Origin of the sequence: Kocuria varians (assembly GCF_006539885.1) — a bacterium.
Lineage (GTDB): Bacteria > Actinomycetota > Actinomycetes > Actinomycetales > Micrococcaceae > Kocuria > Kocuria varians.
The window spans coordinates 39,926-56,640 of sequence record NZ_BJNW01000015.1; the positions used below are offsets into that span (position 1 = coordinate 39,926).

At 71.1% G+C, this 16,715-nt stretch carries 17 protein-coding genes; 15 read left to right on the forward strand and 2 right to left on the reverse strand.

The genetic code is table 11. From position 1 onward, the window contains the following. Positions 1–124 precede the first annotated feature (124 nt). The 7 genes from KVA01_RS08930 (at position 125) to dapF (ending at position 6,775) form a co-directional block, all read left to right on the forward strand. Complete coding sequence (locus KVA01_RS08930) at positions 125–550, forward strand: helix-turn-helix domain-containing protein (RefSeq protein ID WP_141269853.1); 426 nt, start codon at positions 125–127, stop codon at positions 548–550. Between the two features lie 216 nt (positions 551–766). Next, positions 767–988, forward strand: a complete 222-nt coding sequence (locus KVA01_RS08935; RefSeq protein ID WP_068470902.1) for a DUF3046 domain-containing protein — start codon at positions 767–769, stop codon at positions 986–988. A 298-nt stretch (positions 989–1,286) separates the two neighbouring features. Beyond that, positions 1,287–2,432, forward strand: a complete 1,146-nt coding sequence (gene recA / locus KVA01_RS08940) for a recombinase RecA (RefSeq protein ID WP_141269855.1) — start codon at positions 1,287–1,289, stop codon at positions 2,430–2,432. Positions 2,433–2,449: 17 nt separating this feature from the next. After that, positions 2,450–3,172, forward strand: a complete 723-nt coding sequence (locus KVA01_RS08945; RefSeq protein ID WP_141269857.1) for a regulatory protein RecX — start codon at positions 2,450–2,452, stop codon at positions 3,170–3,172. Positions 3,173–3,342: 170 nt separating this feature from the next. After that, a complete protein-coding gene (gene miaB / locus KVA01_RS08950; protein ID WP_068470906.1) occupies positions 3,343–4,863 on the forward strand; it encodes a tRNA (N6-isopentenyl adenosine(37)-C2)-methylthiotransferase MiaB in 1,521 nt (506 codons plus the stop codon). A gap of 3 nt (positions 4,864–4,866) precedes the next feature. Next, a complete protein-coding gene (gene miaA, locus KVA01_RS08955) occupies positions 4,867–5,847 on the forward strand; it encodes a tRNA (adenosine(37)-N6)-dimethylallyltransferase MiaA (RefSeq protein WP_068470802.1) in 981 nt (326 codons plus the stop codon). Beyond that, on the forward strand, positions 5,831–6,775 hold the full coding sequence (gene dapF, locus KVA01_RS08960) for a diaminopimelate epimerase (protein WP_141269860.1): 945 nt from the start codon (positions 5,831–5,833) through the stop codon (positions 6,773–6,775). Before miaA ends, dapF begins: the two co-directional genes overlap by 17 nt. 70 nt (positions 6,776–6,845) lie before the next feature. Here dapF and KVA01_RS08965 read toward each other — a convergent pair whose 3' ends face one another. Further along, a complete protein-coding gene (locus tag KVA01_RS08965) occupies positions 6,846–7,463 on the reverse strand; it encodes a class I SAM-dependent methyltransferase (protein ID WP_141269862.1) in 618 nt (205 codons plus the stop codon). 87 nt (positions 7,464–7,550) lie between these two features. On the opposite strand from KVA01_RS08965, the gene hflX reads away from it, so the two are divergent. Both hflX and KVA01_RS08975 read left to right on the forward strand, forming a co-directional pair. Then, a complete protein-coding gene (gene hflX / locus KVA01_RS08970; protein WP_231860693.1) occupies positions 7,551–9,326 on the forward strand; it encodes a GTPase HflX in 1,776 nt (591 codons plus the stop codon). Then, positions 9,323–11,380, forward strand: a complete 2,058-nt coding sequence (locus tag KVA01_RS08975; protein WP_141269864.1) for an ATP-dependent DNA helicase — start codon at positions 9,323–9,325, stop codon at positions 11,378–11,380. The genes hflX and KVA01_RS08975 overlap by 4 nt, the downstream gene beginning before the upstream one ends. Positions 11,381–11,384: 4 nt before the next feature. On the opposite strand, the gene lexA is transcribed toward KVA01_RS08975, so the two are convergent. Next, positions 11,385–12,152 (reverse strand): transcriptional repressor LexA, encoded by a 768-nt coding sequence (lexA, locus tag KVA01_RS08980; RefSeq protein ID WP_068470808.1) that lies wholly within the window; start codon positions 12,150–12,152, stop codon positions 11,385–11,387. 438 nt (positions 12,153–12,590) lie between these two features. Here lexA and KVA01_RS08985 point away from each other — a divergent pair, with 438 nt between their 5' ends. The 6 genes from KVA01_RS08985 to priA all read left to right on the forward strand — a co-directional run bounded on the left by KVA01_RS08985 (position 12,591) and on the right by priA (position 16,671). Next, on the forward strand, positions 12,591–12,917 hold the full coding sequence (locus tag KVA01_RS08985) for a LysM peptidoglycan-binding domain-containing protein (protein WP_068470810.1): 327 nt from the start codon (positions 12,591–12,593) through the stop codon (positions 12,915–12,917). Positions 12,918–13,143: 226 nt separating this feature from the next. Beyond that, positions 13,144–14,244 (forward strand): histidinol-phosphate transaminase, encoded by a 1,101-nt coding sequence (locus tag KVA01_RS08990; RefSeq protein WP_082810465.1) that lies wholly within the window; start codon positions 13,144–13,146, stop codon positions 14,242–14,244. 116 nt (positions 14,245–14,360) lie between these two features. Then, positions 14,361–14,978 carry an imidazoleglycerol-phosphate dehydratase HisB gene (hisB, locus tag KVA01_RS08995; protein WP_068470814.1) on the forward strand — a complete coding sequence of 206 codons (618 nt, stop codon included), beginning with the start codon at positions 14,361–14,363 and terminating at the stop codon, positions 14,976–14,978. Beyond that, positions 14,975–15,691 carry an imidazole glycerol phosphate synthase subunit HisH gene (gene hisH, locus KVA01_RS09000; RefSeq protein ID WP_068470816.1) on the forward strand — a complete coding sequence of 239 codons (717 nt, stop codon included), beginning with the start codon at positions 14,975–14,977 and terminating at the stop codon, positions 15,689–15,691. The genes hisB and hisH overlap by 4 nt, the downstream gene beginning before the upstream one ends. Then, entirely contained in the window at positions 15,688–15,849 is a 162-nt protein-coding gene (locus KVA01_RS12635; protein WP_170221146.1) for a CG2302 family histidine operon protein, read from the forward strand. Before hisH ends, KVA01_RS12635 begins: the two co-directional genes overlap by 4 nt. A 72-nt stretch (positions 15,850–15,921) precedes the next feature. Further along, entirely contained in the window at positions 15,922–16,671 is a 750-nt protein-coding gene (priA, locus tag KVA01_RS09005) for a bifunctional 1-(5-phosphoribosyl)-5-((5-phosphoribosylamino)methylideneamino)imidazole-4-carboxamide isomerase/phosphoribosylanthranilate isomerase PriA (RefSeq protein ID WP_068470818.1), read from the forward strand. The last annotated feature ends 44 nt before the right edge of the window (positions 16,672–16,715 follow it).

The following is a 16,715-nucleotide window of genomic DNA, read 5'->3' on the forward strand; positions in this document are numbered from 1 at the left end:
ACAATTGAACACGCAAGCACGTTATGCCAGTCAGAGCGTTGAGCCAGACGGGCTCAACCGCTTCAGCCCCCCGCAGCCACCACGGTGCGGTAGGCCCCGTACGTACGAGGAGTAGGCAATTCACATGACGAAGCAACCCGTGTCTGTCAATGGTGTCGTCCGTTGGAAGGACGTGGGTATGGTCGATGAAGCTCACGCGGAGACCCACGAGATGAAGGTGGGCGTCCTGCGCCAGGAGATCGGAGAGGTGCTGCGCAACGTGCGCCAGCGTCAGGGGCGCACGCTGCGCGAGGTCTCGCACAGTGCCCGCGTGTCCCTGGGATACCTCAGCGAGGTCGAGCGCGGCCAGAAGGAAGCGTCCTCGGAGCTGCTGGCCTCGATCTGCACCGCCCTGGACATCCCGATGTCCCAGATGCTGCGCGAGGTCGCGGACCGGCTCGCCTACGCGGAAGGCAACTTCATCCCGGACACCGTTCCGTCGGAGATGACGGAGGAGTTCACCCGGGAGGTGCGCCAGCTGCGCGGAGGCAGTGCCGCGAACGCCCGCTGAGCGCCGCAGGGTGCGCCGCGGTGACGCCGTCACCGGTCGCACCCACCACCCTGCCGATCCGCCGGGAGTGATGACCCGGACCCACCACGGGGAACGAGGATCGCGAGACGATCAGGTGCCGGACGTCGCGACGCAGCGGCACCGGCAACGAGAGGACGGACCCGCCCCAGGGCGGGTCCGTTTCACGTCCGGCACCGTGAGAAGGAGATGACGACCATGCGAGTGAGCGCGTTCTGGGACCTGATGTCCCACGAGTTCGGCTCGGCCTACTGCCGGGTGCTGGCCAGGGACCTGGTGGTCTCCGAGCTGGGAGACCGGACGGCGAGACAGGCGCTCGAGGCGGGGGAGGACCCCAAGACCGTGTGGTTCGCGGTGTGCCGGGCGCAGGAGGTGCCGGAGTCGCGCTGGTGGGGACCGGACCAGCCACCGAGGAACTGAGGCCGGCGCCGGCGGACAGCGCGCCTCCTGCGTGCGGCGGGCCTCGCGTCTGCGAGGCGCCTCGGGTGAGCGGCGTGCCTCCGACGTGCGGGTGTCGACGGCGCGCCGTCGGACGGTGCCTGCCGTGGGCCCGGCGGCGGGTCGAGGTGCACGCATCCGGGTTCGAAGGTATATTCGAATCCGATCACACGTGCTCCACACCCCGGCCGACCCCTTATGGGTGTCGGACCCCCCTCATATCGTGGACCGCGACGACATCATCAGGGCCTCACCGGCCCCCGAGAACTAGAGGTGAAACATGGCAGCCAAGTCCAAGGGCGCACCCGCACCCTCTCAGGTGGCCGGCTCCGATCGGCAGAAGGCACTCGACACGGTGCTCTCCCAGATCGACAAGAACTACGGCAAGGGCTCGGTCATGCGGCTGGGCGACCGTCCCGCCACCAGGATCGAGACGATCCCCACCGGCTCCATCGCGCTGGACGTCGCGCTGGGCATCGGCGGTTTCCCCCGCGGCCGCGTGGTCGAGATCTACGGCCCGGAGTCCTCGGGTAAGACCACCGTGGCGCTGCACGCCGTGGCGAGCGTTCAGAAGGCCGGCGGCATCGCGGCGTTCATCGACGCCGAGCACGCCCTGGACCCGGCCTACGCGGAGAAGCTCGGCGTGGACACGGACAACCTCCTGGTCTCCCAGCCGGACACCGGTGAGCAGGCGCTCGAGATCATGGACATGCTGGTGGGCTCCGGCTCCATTGACATCATCGTCATCGACTCCGTGGCGGCCCTGGTGCCCAAGGCGGAGATCGAGGGCGAGATGGGTGACAGCCACGTGGGCCTGCAGGCGCGACTCATGTCCCAGGCGCTGCGCAAGATCACGGGCCGGCTGTCCCACACGAACACCACCGCCATCTTCATCAACCAGCTGCGCGAGAAGATCGGCGTGTTCTTCGGCTCCCCGGAGACCACCACGGGCGGCAAGGCGCTGAAGTTCTACGCCTCGGTCCGCGTGGACGTTCGCCGCATCGAGACCCTCAAGGACGGCGCCAACCCCGTGGGCAACCGCACCCGCGCGAAGATCGTGAAGAACAAGATGGCCCCGCCCTTCAAGCAGGCGGAGTTCGACATCCTCTACGGCCAGGGCATCTCCATCGAGGGCGGCCTGATCGACATGGGCGTGGAGCACGGCATCGTCAAGAAGTCCGGTGCGTGGTTCACCTACGAGGGGGACCAGCTGGGACAGGGCAAGGAGAACTCCCGGCGCTTCCTCAAGGACAACCCCGAGCTGGCACAGGAGATCGAGCGGAAGATCCTGGTGAAGCTCGGCATCAGCGAGGACCCGGACGAGGGCTCCCAGGATGCCGAGGGGCTGGACGGCGCCGGCCAGGACGTGGATCCGGACGCCGCCTTCGCGCCCCGCACGGACGACTCCGAGCTGCCCGCCTTCTGAGGTGAGGGGACACACCCATGAGTGACTCGTCCCAGTACGCCCGGCGGCGCCGCCGGGGCTCGGCTTCGCGCCGGGGCTCGGCGGCGCCGTCCGCGCACCAGGAGGCCTCGGAGGCGGTCGACGGTCCAGATGAAGGATCAGGCGAGGGGTCGGGCAACGGACCGGGCACGGGTCGCCGTGGTGGACACGGTGGCCAGGACGCCGATCCGCGAGAGGCGGCCCGTGCCATCGTCCTGCGCCAGCTGACGGCGTCCGCCAAGTCACGGCGGCAGCTCGAGGACAAGCTCGCGGACCGTGACATTCCCGAGGACGTCGCCCGGGAGGTGCTGGACCGTTTCGAAGATGTCAACCTCGTGGACGACCGCGCGTTCGCCGCCATGTTCGTCCGCTCCCGGGCCGAGACCCGCAGGCTCTCGCGGTCGGCCCTGCGCCGTGAGCTGTCCACCCGGGGCATCACCGGGGAGATCGCCGAGGAGGCCCTGGAGCAGCGCTCGGACGAGGACGAGCTGCAGGACGCCCACGAACTCGTGCGCAAGAAGCTGCCCGCCACGGTGGACCCTGCTGATCGCAAGGAGCACGAAAGGCTCACGCGCAAGCTCGTGAGCATGCTCGGACGCAAGGGCTACCCGCCCGGGCTCGCGTTCGGCGTCGTCAAGGAGGAACTTGCCACGGTCACCGCCGTGACGGGCGAGGACGACCGGCCGGACCTGGACGGCGCCGAGGTCTGGGACACCCCGTGATGGTGGCTGGCCGCTGCATCGGCCTGGACACCGGATGCCACGCACTGGTTTCGCGGCTCGGTGCTCACGCCCGACCGGACCCGCCGGCGTCGCCTGCCCCGCCCGAGAAGTGCCCCGGCACAGGGGGCTCGAGAATTTGACCCCCTCCCTAAAATGATGAGGTGACCCAGATGCCCCGGCCCGTTCAGCCGCAGCCGCTCCAGACCCCGGCCCTCGACGCGCGGGAGACCGCCCCGGCCTACGAGGTGCGGACGCTGGGATGCCAGATGAACGCCCACGACTCCGAGCGCATCACCGGCCTGCTCGAGAGCGCGGGCTACGTCCCGGCGGTGGACCGAGACCCCGATCTCGTGGTCTTCAACACCTGCGCCGTGCGGGAGAACGCGGACAACAAGCTCTACGGCCAGCTGGGGCAGCTCGCGCCGGTCAAACGCCGCAACGAACGGCTGCAGATCGCGGTCGGTGGCTGCCTCGCGCAGAAGGACCGCGCCACCATCGTGGACCGGGCGCCGTGGGTGGACGTCGTCTTCGGGACGTACAACATCGGGTCCCTCCCAGTCCTGCTGGAGCGCGCCCGGCACAACGAACGGGCCCAGGTGGAGATCCTCGAGGCGCTCGAGACCTTCCCCTCGGCACTGCCCACCAAGCGCGAGCAGGCCTACGCGGGGTGGGTGTCCATCTCGGTGGGGTGCAACAACACGTGCACGTTCTGCATCGTGCCGCAGCTGCGCGGCAAAGAGAAGGACCGCCGCCCCGGGGACATACTCGCGGAGGTGCAGGCGCTCGTGGACTCCGGCGCGGTCGAGGTCACCCTGCTGGGCCAGAACGTGAACTCGTACGGTGTGGAGTTCGGCGACCGCGGGGCGTTCGCCAAGCTGCTGCGCGCGTGCGGGGAGATCGAGGGCCTCGAACGGGTGCGCTTCACGAGCCCCCACCCCGCGGCCTTCACGGACGACGTGATCGACGCGATGGCGGAAACCCCCAACGTCATGCCCCAGCTCCACATGCCCCTGCAGTCCGGCTCGGACCGCATCCTGAAGGACATGCGCCGTTCCTACCGCTCCAAGAAGTTCCTGGGGATCCTGGACCGGGTGCGCGAGCGCATCCCCGGTGCGGCGATCACCACGGACATCATCGTGGGCTTCCCCGGTGAGACGGAGCAGGACTTTCAGGACACCCTGGACGTCGTGGCTGCTTCGGAGTTCTCCTCGGCCTTCACCTTCCAGTACTCGGTCCGTCCGGGAACGCCCGCGGGGGAGATGGCGGACCAGGTCCCGGCGGCCGTGGTGCAGGAACGCTTCGAGCGGCTGACCGCGCTGCAGGACGAGATTAGTGCGCGGCTGAACCGGGATCTGGTGGGTTCCTCGGCAGAGGTCCTCGTCAGCGCCCAGTCAGGCCGGAAAGCCGAGTCCACCCACCGGTTGAGCGGGCGGGGCCGGGACCAGCGTCTGGTGCACTTCAGCGTGCCGGACGGCGCGCCGCAGCCGCGACCCGGCGACGTCGTCACCGTTCCCGTCACCGGCGCGGCGGCCTACCACCTGCTGGCGGACCCCGCGGACGTCTCGCAGTACACGCTGCGGCGCACGCGCGGCGGGGACGCGTGGGAGGCGGCGCAGGCGGAGTCCTGCGGCGTGCCCTCCGGTGCGCCCGGCACGGTGGGGCTCGGGATGCCCGCCCTGCGGAGGCCCTGAGCCGTGACCACAACCGGGCAGCCAGCGCGCCACGGGCAGGGCGGGAAGGCCGCACCCGTCGTCGCCGTCGTCGGTGCCACGGGCACGGGGAAGTCGGACCTCGGAATCGCACTGGCGCAGCGGCTGAACGGTGAGGTCGTCAACGCGGACGCCCTGCAGCTCTACCGGGGGATGGACATCGGCACGGCCAAGCTGCCGCCCGAGGAGCGGGGCGGGGTGGCGCACCACCTGCTCGACGTCCTCGACATCCACGAGGAGGCCTCCGTCGCGGCCTTCCAGGCCGAGGCTCGCCGCATCATGGACGAGATCTCAGCCCGCGGCCGGGTGCCGATCCTCGTGGGTGGTTCGGGCCTCTACGTGCGCGCCGCGCTGGACGACATCGAGTTCCCCGGCACCGACCCGCAGATCCGGGCCCGGCTCGAGAGCGAGCTTGCCGGGGGTGGCCGCGGACGGCTGCTGGAACGGCTCGCCGCCGTGGACCCGGAGTCCGCCGCGCGGGTCAAGGACGATCGCCGGCTCGTGCGCGCACTGGAGGTTCACGAACTCACCGGACGCCCGTTCACGGCGTTCATGCCCCGGCGTCGTCACGTGCGCCCGACCGTGCAGCTCGGGCTCGCGATGGACCGCGAGACGCTCAACGACCGGCTCGCCCGGCGCGTGGACCTGATGCTCGAGCGTGGCTGGCTCGACGAGGTGCGCGACCTCGCGGCCACCGGGCTGCGGGAGAGCCCCACGGCAGGCAAGGCCCTGGGGTATCCCCAGCTGCTCGCCGTACTGGACGGGGCCATGGACTTCGCCACCGCCCGGGAGGACACCGTGGTTGCCACGCGGCGGTTCACCAAGCGCCAGCGCACGTGGTTCGGGGCGGACCCCCGGGTGCACTGGCTCGACGCCCTGGACCCGGCGGGACCGGAGCACATGGTCGAGCGCGCACTCGACGTCGTCCGCGCTCAGTATGATGACGGCCATGACCGAATCGACTGAGGGGACGGGCCGCACGGTGCAGTGGCGGGAACTGGCGGGCGTGCGCGTGAGCAAGGCCCACGGGACGGGCAACGACTTCGTGGTCTTCACGGACGAGGACGGCTCGCTGGACGTCTCTCCGGCGACCGTCGCGGCGGTGTGCCACCGCCACCTGGGTCTGGGCGGTGACGGCCTCATCCGTGCCGTGCGTGCGGAGCACCTTCCGGAGGGCCGGCGCCTGCGCGAGTCGGCGCCGGACGTCGAGTGGTTCATGGACTACCGCAACGGGGACGGCTCCGTGGCGCAGATGTGCGGCAACGGGGTGCGGGTCTTCGTGGACCACCTGGTCCGGGAGGATCTGGTGTCCCTGCCCCGCGGAGCGCGGCTGCGGATCGGCACGCGTGCCGGCGTGCGCACGGTGGCTCGCACGGCGGACGGCTACGCGGTGGACATGGGGCCGTGGAGCTTCGAGCACGGGGACACCGCCCGCGAGCGCGGCTCCGACTGCGTCGTCTCCGTCTCGGGTCTCACGGTCTCGCGGCCGGGCGTGTCGATCAGCATGGGCAACCCGCACACCGTGGTGGCGCTGTCGGAGGGCGAGAAGCTCGACGCACTCGACCTGCACTCCGCGCCGGTCGTGGAACCCACGGCACCGGAGGGCACGAACGTGGAGTTCGTGGTGCCCCTGGATCACGACGACGCCGCCGTGGGGCGGATCGAGATGCGGGTCCACGAGCGCGGCGTGGGCGAGACGTGGTCGTGCGGCACCGGAGCGTGCGCGGCGGCGGCCGCAACACGGTTCTGGGGCGGCGAGGAGCCGCCGGACCGCTGGTTCGTGCAGGTCCCCGGGGGAGTCCTGTCGGTCACCTTCGTGGCTGCCCCGGACGGCACGGAGCACGTGGTGCTGGCCGGGCCCGTGCGGGTCGTGGCCACGGCCGAGCTGGCCTGACGCGGCGGCGTCGATCTCTCCACGGAGCCCCTGGGCTCCCCACGGACCGTGGGAGAACAGGGTGCGGGGGTCAGTCGCGTTCGACGGCGATGATCCGGAACCCCTTGTCGGTCGCCGCGCGACGCACGCCGAACCCCTCGGCCAGGGTCTCCTGCAGCCAGCGCTGCACCGTGTCCCCGCCCAAGTTCTTCTGCACCACGAGCCACGCGGTGCCACCGGGTGCAAGCCGCGGCAGCCACAGGCCGAGGATCTCGTGCAGCGCCTCCTTGCCCACGCGGATGGGCGGGTTGGACCAGATGGTGTCGAAGGTGCGTTCCGCCGGGACGTCCTCGGGCAGATGGGTCTCGACCCTGGTGAGGCCGAGGTCGCGCGCGTTCGCGGCCGTGAGGGCGAGACTGCGCTCGTTGACGTCGACCGCTGTGACGGTCGCCTCCGGGGCGGCCTGGGCCAGTGCGATCGTCAGGGGACCCCAGCCGCAGCCGATGTCCAGGAGACTCGAACCCGCCGGTTCCGGGACGTTGCGCAGCAGCGCGGCCGTCCCCTTGTCCAGGCCCGAGGGGGAGAAGATTCCCGCGGCCGTGCCGACCTCCACGGTGCGTCCCCGCAGCTCCACCGTGAGCCGGCGGGGCTTCTCCGGGACAGCGGGGTCGGAGACGAAGTAGTGCTGCGCGGCGGGCTCGGGGGTCATGGCTCCACATGGTAGTGCCCTGCCCGGCGTGTCGGAGCCCGGCGCTAGACTGGCAGCACTTCACAACCCTTCGAATCACAGGATTTCATGACTTCATCGCACACCCACCGGGACCCCGCGTCGGAGGACTCCGCGCAGCCCGGTGACCTGACCGGCTCGGAACTCGAGGACGTCGTCTCGCGCGTCCTGGCACGGGCACGCAGCCGCACGGAGGCGGCCGCCCACTCCGGGACGGACGACGCCCCGGGCGGGTACGACGACGCCGCGGGGACGCCCGCGCGCGAGGGCCGCGACCACCTCGGCCGGGCCCGGGAGCTCGCTGCGGAGGACGGCTTCCGGGCCGTCGGCGACGGCGACCAGCAGGACCTCGCCGAGCGCCACGCGCTGCGCCGCGTGGCCGGACTGTCCACGGAGCTCGAGGACGTCACCGAGGTCGAGTACCGGCAGCTGCGGCTCGAGCGCGTGGTGCTCGCCGGGCTGTACTCGAGCGGAACGCTCGCGGACGCCGAGAACTCGCTGCGGGAACTCGCCGCGCTCGCGGAGACCGCCGGCTCGGAGGTCATGGACGGTCTGCTGCAACGGCGGGTGAACCCGGATCCCGGCACGTACCTGGGCTCGGGCAAGGCGCTGGAGCTCAAGGACGTCGTGGCCGCCACGGGCGCGGACACCGTGATCGTGGACGCGGAGCTTGCTCCGTCCCAGCGGCGCGCGCTGGAGGACGTGGTGAAGGTCAAGGTCATCGACCGCACGGGCCTGATCCTCGACATCTTCGCCCAGCACGCCAAGTCCAAGGAGGGCAAGGCGCAGGTCGAGCTCGCGCAGCTCGAGTACATGCTTCCCCGCCTGCGTGGCTGGGGCGATTCACTGTCCCGGCAGGCCGGCGGTCGCGCGGCCTCCGGTGAGGGCATCGGCAGCCGCGGCCCCGGTGAGACCAAGATCGAGCTGGACCGCCGTCGCATCCGCCAGCGCATGGCCAAGCTGCGCCGCGAGATCGCGGGCATGAAACCGGCGCGAGAGACCAAGCGGCTGAACCGCAAGCGCAACGCGGTGCCCTCGGTGGCCATCGCGGGCTACACCAACGCGGGCAAGTCATCCCTGCTCAACCGGCTCACGGATGCCGGTGTGCTGGTGGAGAACGCCCTGTTCGCCACGCTGGACCCCACGGTCCGCAAGGCGGAGACCCCGGACGGGATCGGCTACACGCTTGCGGACACCGTGGGCTTCGTGCGCTCGCTGCCCACCCAGCTCGTCGAGGCGTTCCGCTCGACCCTGGAGGAGGTGGCGGACGCGGACGTGATCGTGCACGTGGTGGACGCCTCCCACCCGGATCCGGAGGGACAGCTCAAGGCCGTCCGCGACGTCCTCACGGACGTGGGGGCCAACGGCATCCCGGAGATCGTGGCGCTGAACAAGGCGGACATCGCAGACCCCGTGGTGCTGGGCCGGCTGCGCAACCACGAGAACCCGTCCGTGGCCGTCTCCGCGCGTACGGGGGAGGGCGTGGCCGAGCTGCAGCGCCTGATCTCGGCGGCCATTCCGCGACCGGACCACGAGCTGGAGCTGCTGGTGCCGTACGTCCACGGCGAGGTGGTCTCCCGGCTGCACGCCCAGGACGCCGAGATCCTGCGCACGGAGCACACCGAGGACGGCACCCGGCTGCACGTGCGGGTGCGGGAGGATCTCGTGGCGGACCTCGAACCCTACGTGGTGCGGGGCACCGAGGGGGAGGATGCCGTGGGGGAGGCTGCTGCGTCCCGCGAGACTGCCGCCGAGGGTGCCCATGCCCTGGGCACTGGCTCCGATACCGCGGCACCCGCTCCCGAGGATGGCTCCGCGACCCCGGAGGATCCCGCCGGCGTATGACCTCCGTGTTCATCGACGAGACCGGCAAGGACATCTCGGACGTCCGCCCGGAATCCCTGCCGGGTGGTGCAGACACCCTGGAGTTGCTCGACGCCGCCGTGGCCGCCCTGGGGGGTCAGCGGCGTGACGGTCAGCGGTTCATGGCGGCCAAGGTCGCGGAGGCGTTCGAGACCGGACGCCACCTCCTGGTGCAGGCGGGAACCGGCACGGGCAAGTCCCTCGCCTACCTGGTTCCGGCGCTGCGCCATGCCAAGCACGCGGACAAGCCGGTCGTCGTCGCCACTGCAACGCTCGCGCTGCAGTCGCAGATCACGGGCCGGGACGTCCCGCGCCTGCTGGACGCGCTCGAGGACGAGCTGGACGAGCGACCCACGGTGGCGCTGCTGAAGGGCCGCTCCAACTACGCGTGCCTGCACAAGGTCGAAGGCGGCTACCCCGAGGACGACGACGCCGCCCTGTTCACCGCGCCGGGTGCGGCACCTCCGGGCGGCGGCGGTGAGCGTCCCCTGGGCGGTCTGGCGCAGCAGGTGGTGCGCCTGCGGGAGTGGGTGGAGACCACCGACACCGGGGACCGCGACGACGTCCAGCCCGGTGTCACGGACGCCGCGTGGCGGCAGGTCTCGGTCACCGCCAAGGAGTGTCTGGGGCGCAAGTGCCCCCTCGTCGAGGACTGTTTCGCGGAGCGCGCCCGCACGGATGCGGGCGAGGCGGACGTGGTCATCACCAACCACGCGCTGCTCGCGATCAACGCGTTCGAGGGGCTCGCGGTGCTGCCCGAGCACGACGTCGTCATCGTGGACGAGGCGCACGAGCTGCGCGACCGTGTGACGGGCGCCGTCACGGGCTCGCTGTCCGCCGCTGCCGTCCGCGCCGCGGGCAGCGCGGTGCGCAAGCACACGGCGGCGTCCGGGGAGGCGCTCGAACGGGCTGCCGAGGCGTTCGACCGCGCGTTCGACGAGGATCCCACCGGCCTGCTGCCCCGCGGTTTCACGGAGGAGCAGGTCTACGCGGTGCGGGGCGTCCAGGAAGCCGCCCGCTCGGGTCTGAGCGAGACCAAGGGGGAGAGCAAGGGCGAGGACGCCGGGCGCCACGCCGCACGCTCGCGCCTGTCCGAGCTCCTCGACACCGCGGAGCGCATGCTGGGCGCGGACACCGCACGGGACGTGCTGTGGATCTCGCGTGTGGGCAGGTGGAGCCCCGGGGCGGGGTACGTCGGCGCAGGACCGGGCGAGTCCGCAACCCTCAACATTGCCCCGCTCAGTGTCGCCGGACCGCTGCGGGAAGGACTCTTCGACGGGCGAACCGTGGTGCTGACGTCCGCCACCCTGGCCGTGGGCTCGTCGTTCTCCTCCGTGGCCGGCTCGCTCGGCCTGCAGGGCCCGGGCGCGCCCAGCTGGCGCGGCGTGGACGTGGGCAGCCCGTTCGACTACGGGAAGCAGGGCATCCTCTACGTGGCCAAGCACCTCGCAAAGCCAGGCAGGGGCGTCTCCGACGAGCAGCTGGACGAGCTGCTGACCCTGCTGGAGGCGTCCGGGGGAGGCGCCCTGGGCCTCTTCTCGTCGCGCCGGGCCGCGGAGGACGCCGCGGAGGCGCTGCGGGAGAAGACCGAACTCCCCATCCTGTGCCAGGGGGATGCCTCCCTGCCGTCGCTCGTCAAGGAGTTCACGGACGATCCCGCCGCAAGCCTGTTCGGCACCATGAGCCTGTGGCAGGGCGTGGACGTGCCCGGGCAGTCGTGCCGGCTCGTGGTGATCGACCGGATCCCGTTCCCGCGCCCCGACGACCCGCTCGGCACCGCGCGCACGCGGGCGGCGGAACGCGCGGGTGGCAACGGCTTCATGACCGTTTCCGCGTCCCACGCGGCGGTTCGGCTGGCTCAGGGAGCCGGCCGTCTGATCCGCTCGAGCGGCGACAGGGGGGTGGTCGCGGTGCTGGACTCGCGGCTGGCCACCGCCCGCTACGGGTCGTTCCTCACGAAGTCGCTGCCGCCGCTGTGGCGCACCACCGACCGTGAGACAGTGCTCGGCGCGCTGCGGCGGCTGGGCGGTTCCTGACCCGTCAGAGCGAGCGGAACACCGACACGACCTTGCCCATGACCGTGGCGTGGTCGCCCAGGATCGGCTCGTAGCGCGTGTTCTGAGGCAGCAGCCAGGTGTGGCCGTCCCGCTGGCGGAAGGTCTTGACGGTCGCCTCGTCGTCCAGCAGTGCCGCCACCACGTCCCCGTTCTCCGCGGAGTTCTGCTGACGCACCACCACCCAGTCGCCGTCGCAGATGGCGGCGTCGATCATGGAGTCGCCCGAGACCTTGAGCATGAACAGCTGACCGTGGCCCACCACCTGGCGGGGCAGGGAGAAGACGTCCTCCACGGACTGCTCCGCAGTGATCGGGCCACCTGCCGCAATGCGGCCCACGAGGGGCACGGAGACCATGGCGGAGCTGTCGTCGGCGGCAGGCAGGTTTCCGATGCGCGGGACGTCGCTGGACGCGCGACCGTCCGCCGCTGTGTCCCCGTTCTCCGGGGCGGGCTCCTCGGCGACACCCAGGTGCAGGTCAAGCTGCTCGGCGGTCAGGGGGCGCAGCACCTCCATGGCGCGCGGCCTGCGGGGATCCCGGCGCAGGTAGCCCCACTTCTCGAGCTGACCGAGCTGGTGCGTGACGCTGGACAGGGAGGCGAGCCCTACGATGTCGCCGATCTCACGCATGGAGGGCGGGTAGCCGCGGGAGGCGATGGAGCGCTGGACGGCGGCCAGGATCTTGGCCTGCCGCGGGGTGAGCGAACGCTCGCGGCTGTTCGCCGCAGGCCGATCCGGGGAAGAAGTGCTCACGTGCGGGGTCCTTTCACCGAGTCACGCGGTGCGACGACGCCCGGAGGGACGACGCGCCGCCGAGGGGCGCTTATGCGTGTCGGAGACGTGGGGTCGACTGACAGCTGTGTGACCTCGAGCTTAACCCGCACGAGGCCCCCGATTCAAATATGTGTTCGAAACGGCCCTCGACAGTCTTCGTACATCCGTGCTAGAAATGAGCGCAGATATTCGAAGATGTGTTCTATGGTTTCGATCGTCGAACACAACCGCCCCCGGGTGGTTCGGTCCCGTTCACAGGAGGTTGTCATGACCGCTCTCATCATGCCGAGGTCCCTACGTCGCGGTGCGGCCGCGCCCTCCTCCGGTGTCGTGGCTGCGACCGCCTCGTGGCGGGCCGGTCACTCCTCCGGCGGCACGGGTCACCACTCGGCCGCGGCACCTACACCGAGCCGTCCTGTGACTGCCCGTGCGTCGGCTCTGCGCCTCACGCGCCGCGGACGTCTCCTCCTGATCGGCCTGCCGTTCGTCGCGGGGGCCGCTGCGCTGCTCGTCGTGGCGGCCGTCTTCTTGCTGCCGGCCACGGTCAACGCGTCCACGGATCCGGTGGGTTCCCCCGTGACCCGCAGCGTGACGGTGCAGGCGGACCAGAGCCTGTGGGAGATCGCCGTTGCGGCGGACCCGCAGCGCGACACCCGCGAGGTCATGAGCGACATCGCGGAGCTCAACGGCCTCTCATCTCCCCAGCTCTCCGCCGGACAGGTCCTCGAGGTCCCCGCGCACTGAGTCGACTCGACACCGGGCCCCGTTGAGTCGGTCCGGGGGGTTCTCCGACTGAGCAGGTTCGAGTTTCCTCTCCGCGGAGCTGGCCGGGGATCGCGCCCCCTGACCTGGTTCGAGTTCTCCTCCCGCGAAGTAGCGGGGACCTCGGATGGCAGTGGCCGGTCCTGCGGATGCCGTCTTCGATAGGGGTTGAATCGGAACCTCGCGGAGAAGTTCCTAGACTGGGCGGGTGACTGATCCTGCCGCATCCCTCGAATCCCTGCCGCTGCGCGACGACCTCCGCGGAATGTCCCCCTACGGGGCGCCGCAGCTGGAGGTCGAGGTCGCACTGAACACGAACGAGAACACGCATCCGGTGCCCCCGGAGGTGGTGGAGGCGATCACCCAGCGGGTGCACGACTGCGCGTCGTCCCTGAACAGGTACCCGGACCGGGACTTCACGGCACTGCGCGGAGCACTCGCGCGGTACCTCGGCCACGGTCTGGACGAGGACAACGTGTGGGCCGCGAACGGCTCCAACGAGATCCTGCAGCAGATCCTCCAGGCGTTCGGCGGACCCGGCCGGTCCGTCCTGAGCTTCGTGCCCACCTACTCCATGTATCCGCTGCTCGCGCTCGGCACGGGCACGGAGTTCATCGCGGGGGAGCGCGCCGCGGACTTCACCCTCACCGCCGAGTCGGCGGCGGAACAGGTGCGTTCCCACGCACCGGACATCGTCTTCCTGTGCTCGCCCAACAATCCCACGGGCACGGCCCTGGGGCTCAACGTCGTGGAGGCCGTGTACGAGGCCGGCAGGGACAGCGACACCGTGGTCGTGGTGGACGAGGCCTACGCGGAGTTCGCCCGCTTCGGAACGCCCTCGGCGCTGACCCTGCTGGACGGGCGGCCCCGGCTGATCGTGAGCCGGACCATGAGCAAGGCCTTCGCCCTCGCCGGAGCCCGCCTCGGGTACTTCGCCGCGGCGCGCGAGGTGGCGGATGCGATGCGGCTGGTCCGCCTGCCGTACCACCTGTCCTCCGTCACCCAGGCAACGGCGCTCGCCGCGCTCGAGCACCACCAGACGCTGCTCGCCACGGTGGAGGACGTCAAGATGCAGCGCGACCGGATTGTGGACGAACTCAAGCGCATGGGCCTCACTCCCGCGGAGTCGGACTCCAACTTCGTCTTCTTCGACTGCGGCGGGGACGCCCACGCCATGTGGCAGGCACTGCTGGACCGGGGAGTCCTGGTGCGCGACGTCGGGATCCCGGGCCACCTGCGCGTCACGGCGGGAACCGAGGCGGAGACCACCGCCTTCCTGGACGCGGTGGAGTCCTTCCTCGCCCGGTGACGGCGGGCCGTCGCCACGCCCGAGGCCCTGACCCCATGCCGTCGGAGGGTCCGCCTAAACTTGACGTGCCCGGCGAACCGTCGTCGGGGTCGGTCTTCGAGGAGTTGTCCCAGCACATGAACGCAGTCGAGAACCACCGCACCGCCACGGTGGAACGCGTGACGAGCGAGTCCACGGTGCGCGTGAGCGTGAACCTGGACGGCACGGGAACGTCGCACATCGAGACGACCGTCCCGTTCTACGACCACATGCTCACGGCGCTCTCCAAGCACTCGCTCATCGACCTGGACGTCCGGGCGCACGGCGACATCGAGATCGACGTCCACCACACCGTCGAGGACACCGCCATCGTGCTGGGCGAGGCCCTGCGCCAGGCCCTCGGCGACAAGCGGGGGATCCGGCGCTTCGGGCAGGCCACCGTTCCGCTGGACGAGGCCCTCGCCTCCGCCGTGGTGGACGTCTCCGGCCGCCCGTACACCGTGCACGTGGGGGAGCCGGAGGGGCAGCAGTACCACCTGATCGGTGGACACTTCACCGGCTCGATGACCCGCCACGTGTTCGAGTCCCTGGCCCACCACGCGCAGCTGTGCCTGCACGTGGAGCTGATCCGCGGCCGCGACCCGCACCACATCGTCGAGGCGCAGTTCAAGGCGCTCGCACGCGCCCTGCGCGGGGCGGTGGAGCACGATCCGCGGATGGAAGGCTCCATCCCGTCCACGAAGGGAGCCCTGTGAGCGACGCGAGTGTCGAGAGCCAGGACGCACCGGACGTCGTCGTCCTCGACTACGGGGCCGGCAACGTCCGCTCGGCCGTCCGGGCGCTGGAGGAGGCCGGGGCGCGGGTGCGCCTCAGCGCGGACCCGCGCGACGTCGCGGACTGCGACGGACTCGTCGTGCCGGGGGTCGGCGCCTTCGAGGCGGTCATGGACGGGCTGCGCGCGGTGGGCGCCCCGCGCCTGATCGACCGCAGGCTCAGCGGCGGACGCCCCGTCCTGGGCATCTGCGTGGGCCTGCAGGTCATGTTCGAGCGCGGTGTCGAGCACGGTCGCGAGTCGGAGGGTCTGGGGCAGTGGCCGGGCTCCGTGGAGCGGCTGGACGCGCCCGTGGTGCCGCACATGGGGTGGAACACCGTCCGCCCGCCGGAGGGCTCCCGGCTCTTCGCCGGGCTGGAGGACGAGCGCTTCTACTTCGTGCACTCCTACGGCGTGCAGGACTGGGAGTTCGACCAGAGCATCGAGCAGATGTCGCCGCCGGCGGTGACGTGGTCCGAGCACGGGAGCCCGTTCGTCGCCGCCGTGGAGAACGGGCCGCTCAGCGCCACGCAGTTCCACCCGGAGAAGTCTTCTGCCGCCGGGATCGCGCTGCTGCGCAACTGGCTGGCCACCCTGCCGCGCACCGGTCGGATGCGGGACCGCACGCCCGAACCCGGAGCGGAGGTGGGCGCGTGACACCGTCGATCCTGGTGCTCGTGGCGGGCGCGTTCTTCGTCGGCGGCGCCATTTCCTTCTACCAGCAGCGCAAGCCACTGTGGTCGATCGTGCTGATCGCCCTGATCGCCGCGGCCCTGATCGGCTACGGCGCCTATTCGTGGTCCGTGAGTGTGTGACGCGCAAGCAGCCGTCACCCGCCCCCGACCGAGACCCTGACCGCGCCGTCCGGCGCTGACGCGAGGAGAACCATGACCGAGACCACCGCACCCCGCCTCGAGCTGCTGCCCGCCGTGGACGTCCAGGGAGGGCAGGCCGTGCGCCTCGTCCAGGGAGAGGCCGGTTCCGAGACCGGCTACGGGGACCCCCTGGAGGCCGCGCGGGCATGGCAGGACGCCGGGGCGGAGTGGCTGCACCTGGTGGACCTCGACGCCGCCTTCGGCCGAGGCGACAACGTGAACGTGCTGCGCCGGGTCGCGGAGAACCTGGACCTGAAGATCGAGATGTCCGGGGGTATCCGGGACGACGAGTCCCTCGCCCGCGTGCTCTCCCTGCGGCCGGCCCGCATCAACCTGGGCACGGCCGCGCTCGAGAATCCCGAGTGGACCCGCCGCGTCATCGCGGAGCACGGTGACCTGATCGCCGTGGGGCTGGACGTGCGCGGCAGCACCCTCGCCGCGCGCGGCTGGACCCGCGACGGCGGGGACCTGTGGGAGGTGCTGGAGCGCCTGGAGGCGGACGGCTGCTCGCGCTACGTGGTCACGGACGTGACGAAAGACGGCACGCTGCGGGGCCCGAACACCGAGCTGCTCGCGGAGGTGGCTCGCCGCACGGACAAGCCGGTGGTCGCCTCCGGGGGCATCTCCTCCCTGAAGGACATTGCGGCGCTGCGCGGGCTCGTGGTGGACGGTGTCGAGGGGGCCATCGTGGGCAAGGCCCTGTACGCGGGCAAGTTCACCCTGTCCGAGGCCCTGGACGTCGCGGGGCGTCCCGGTGCCTGAATCCCACCCGTTGCCCGACTCCCACCCGTTGTCCGAGTCCCACA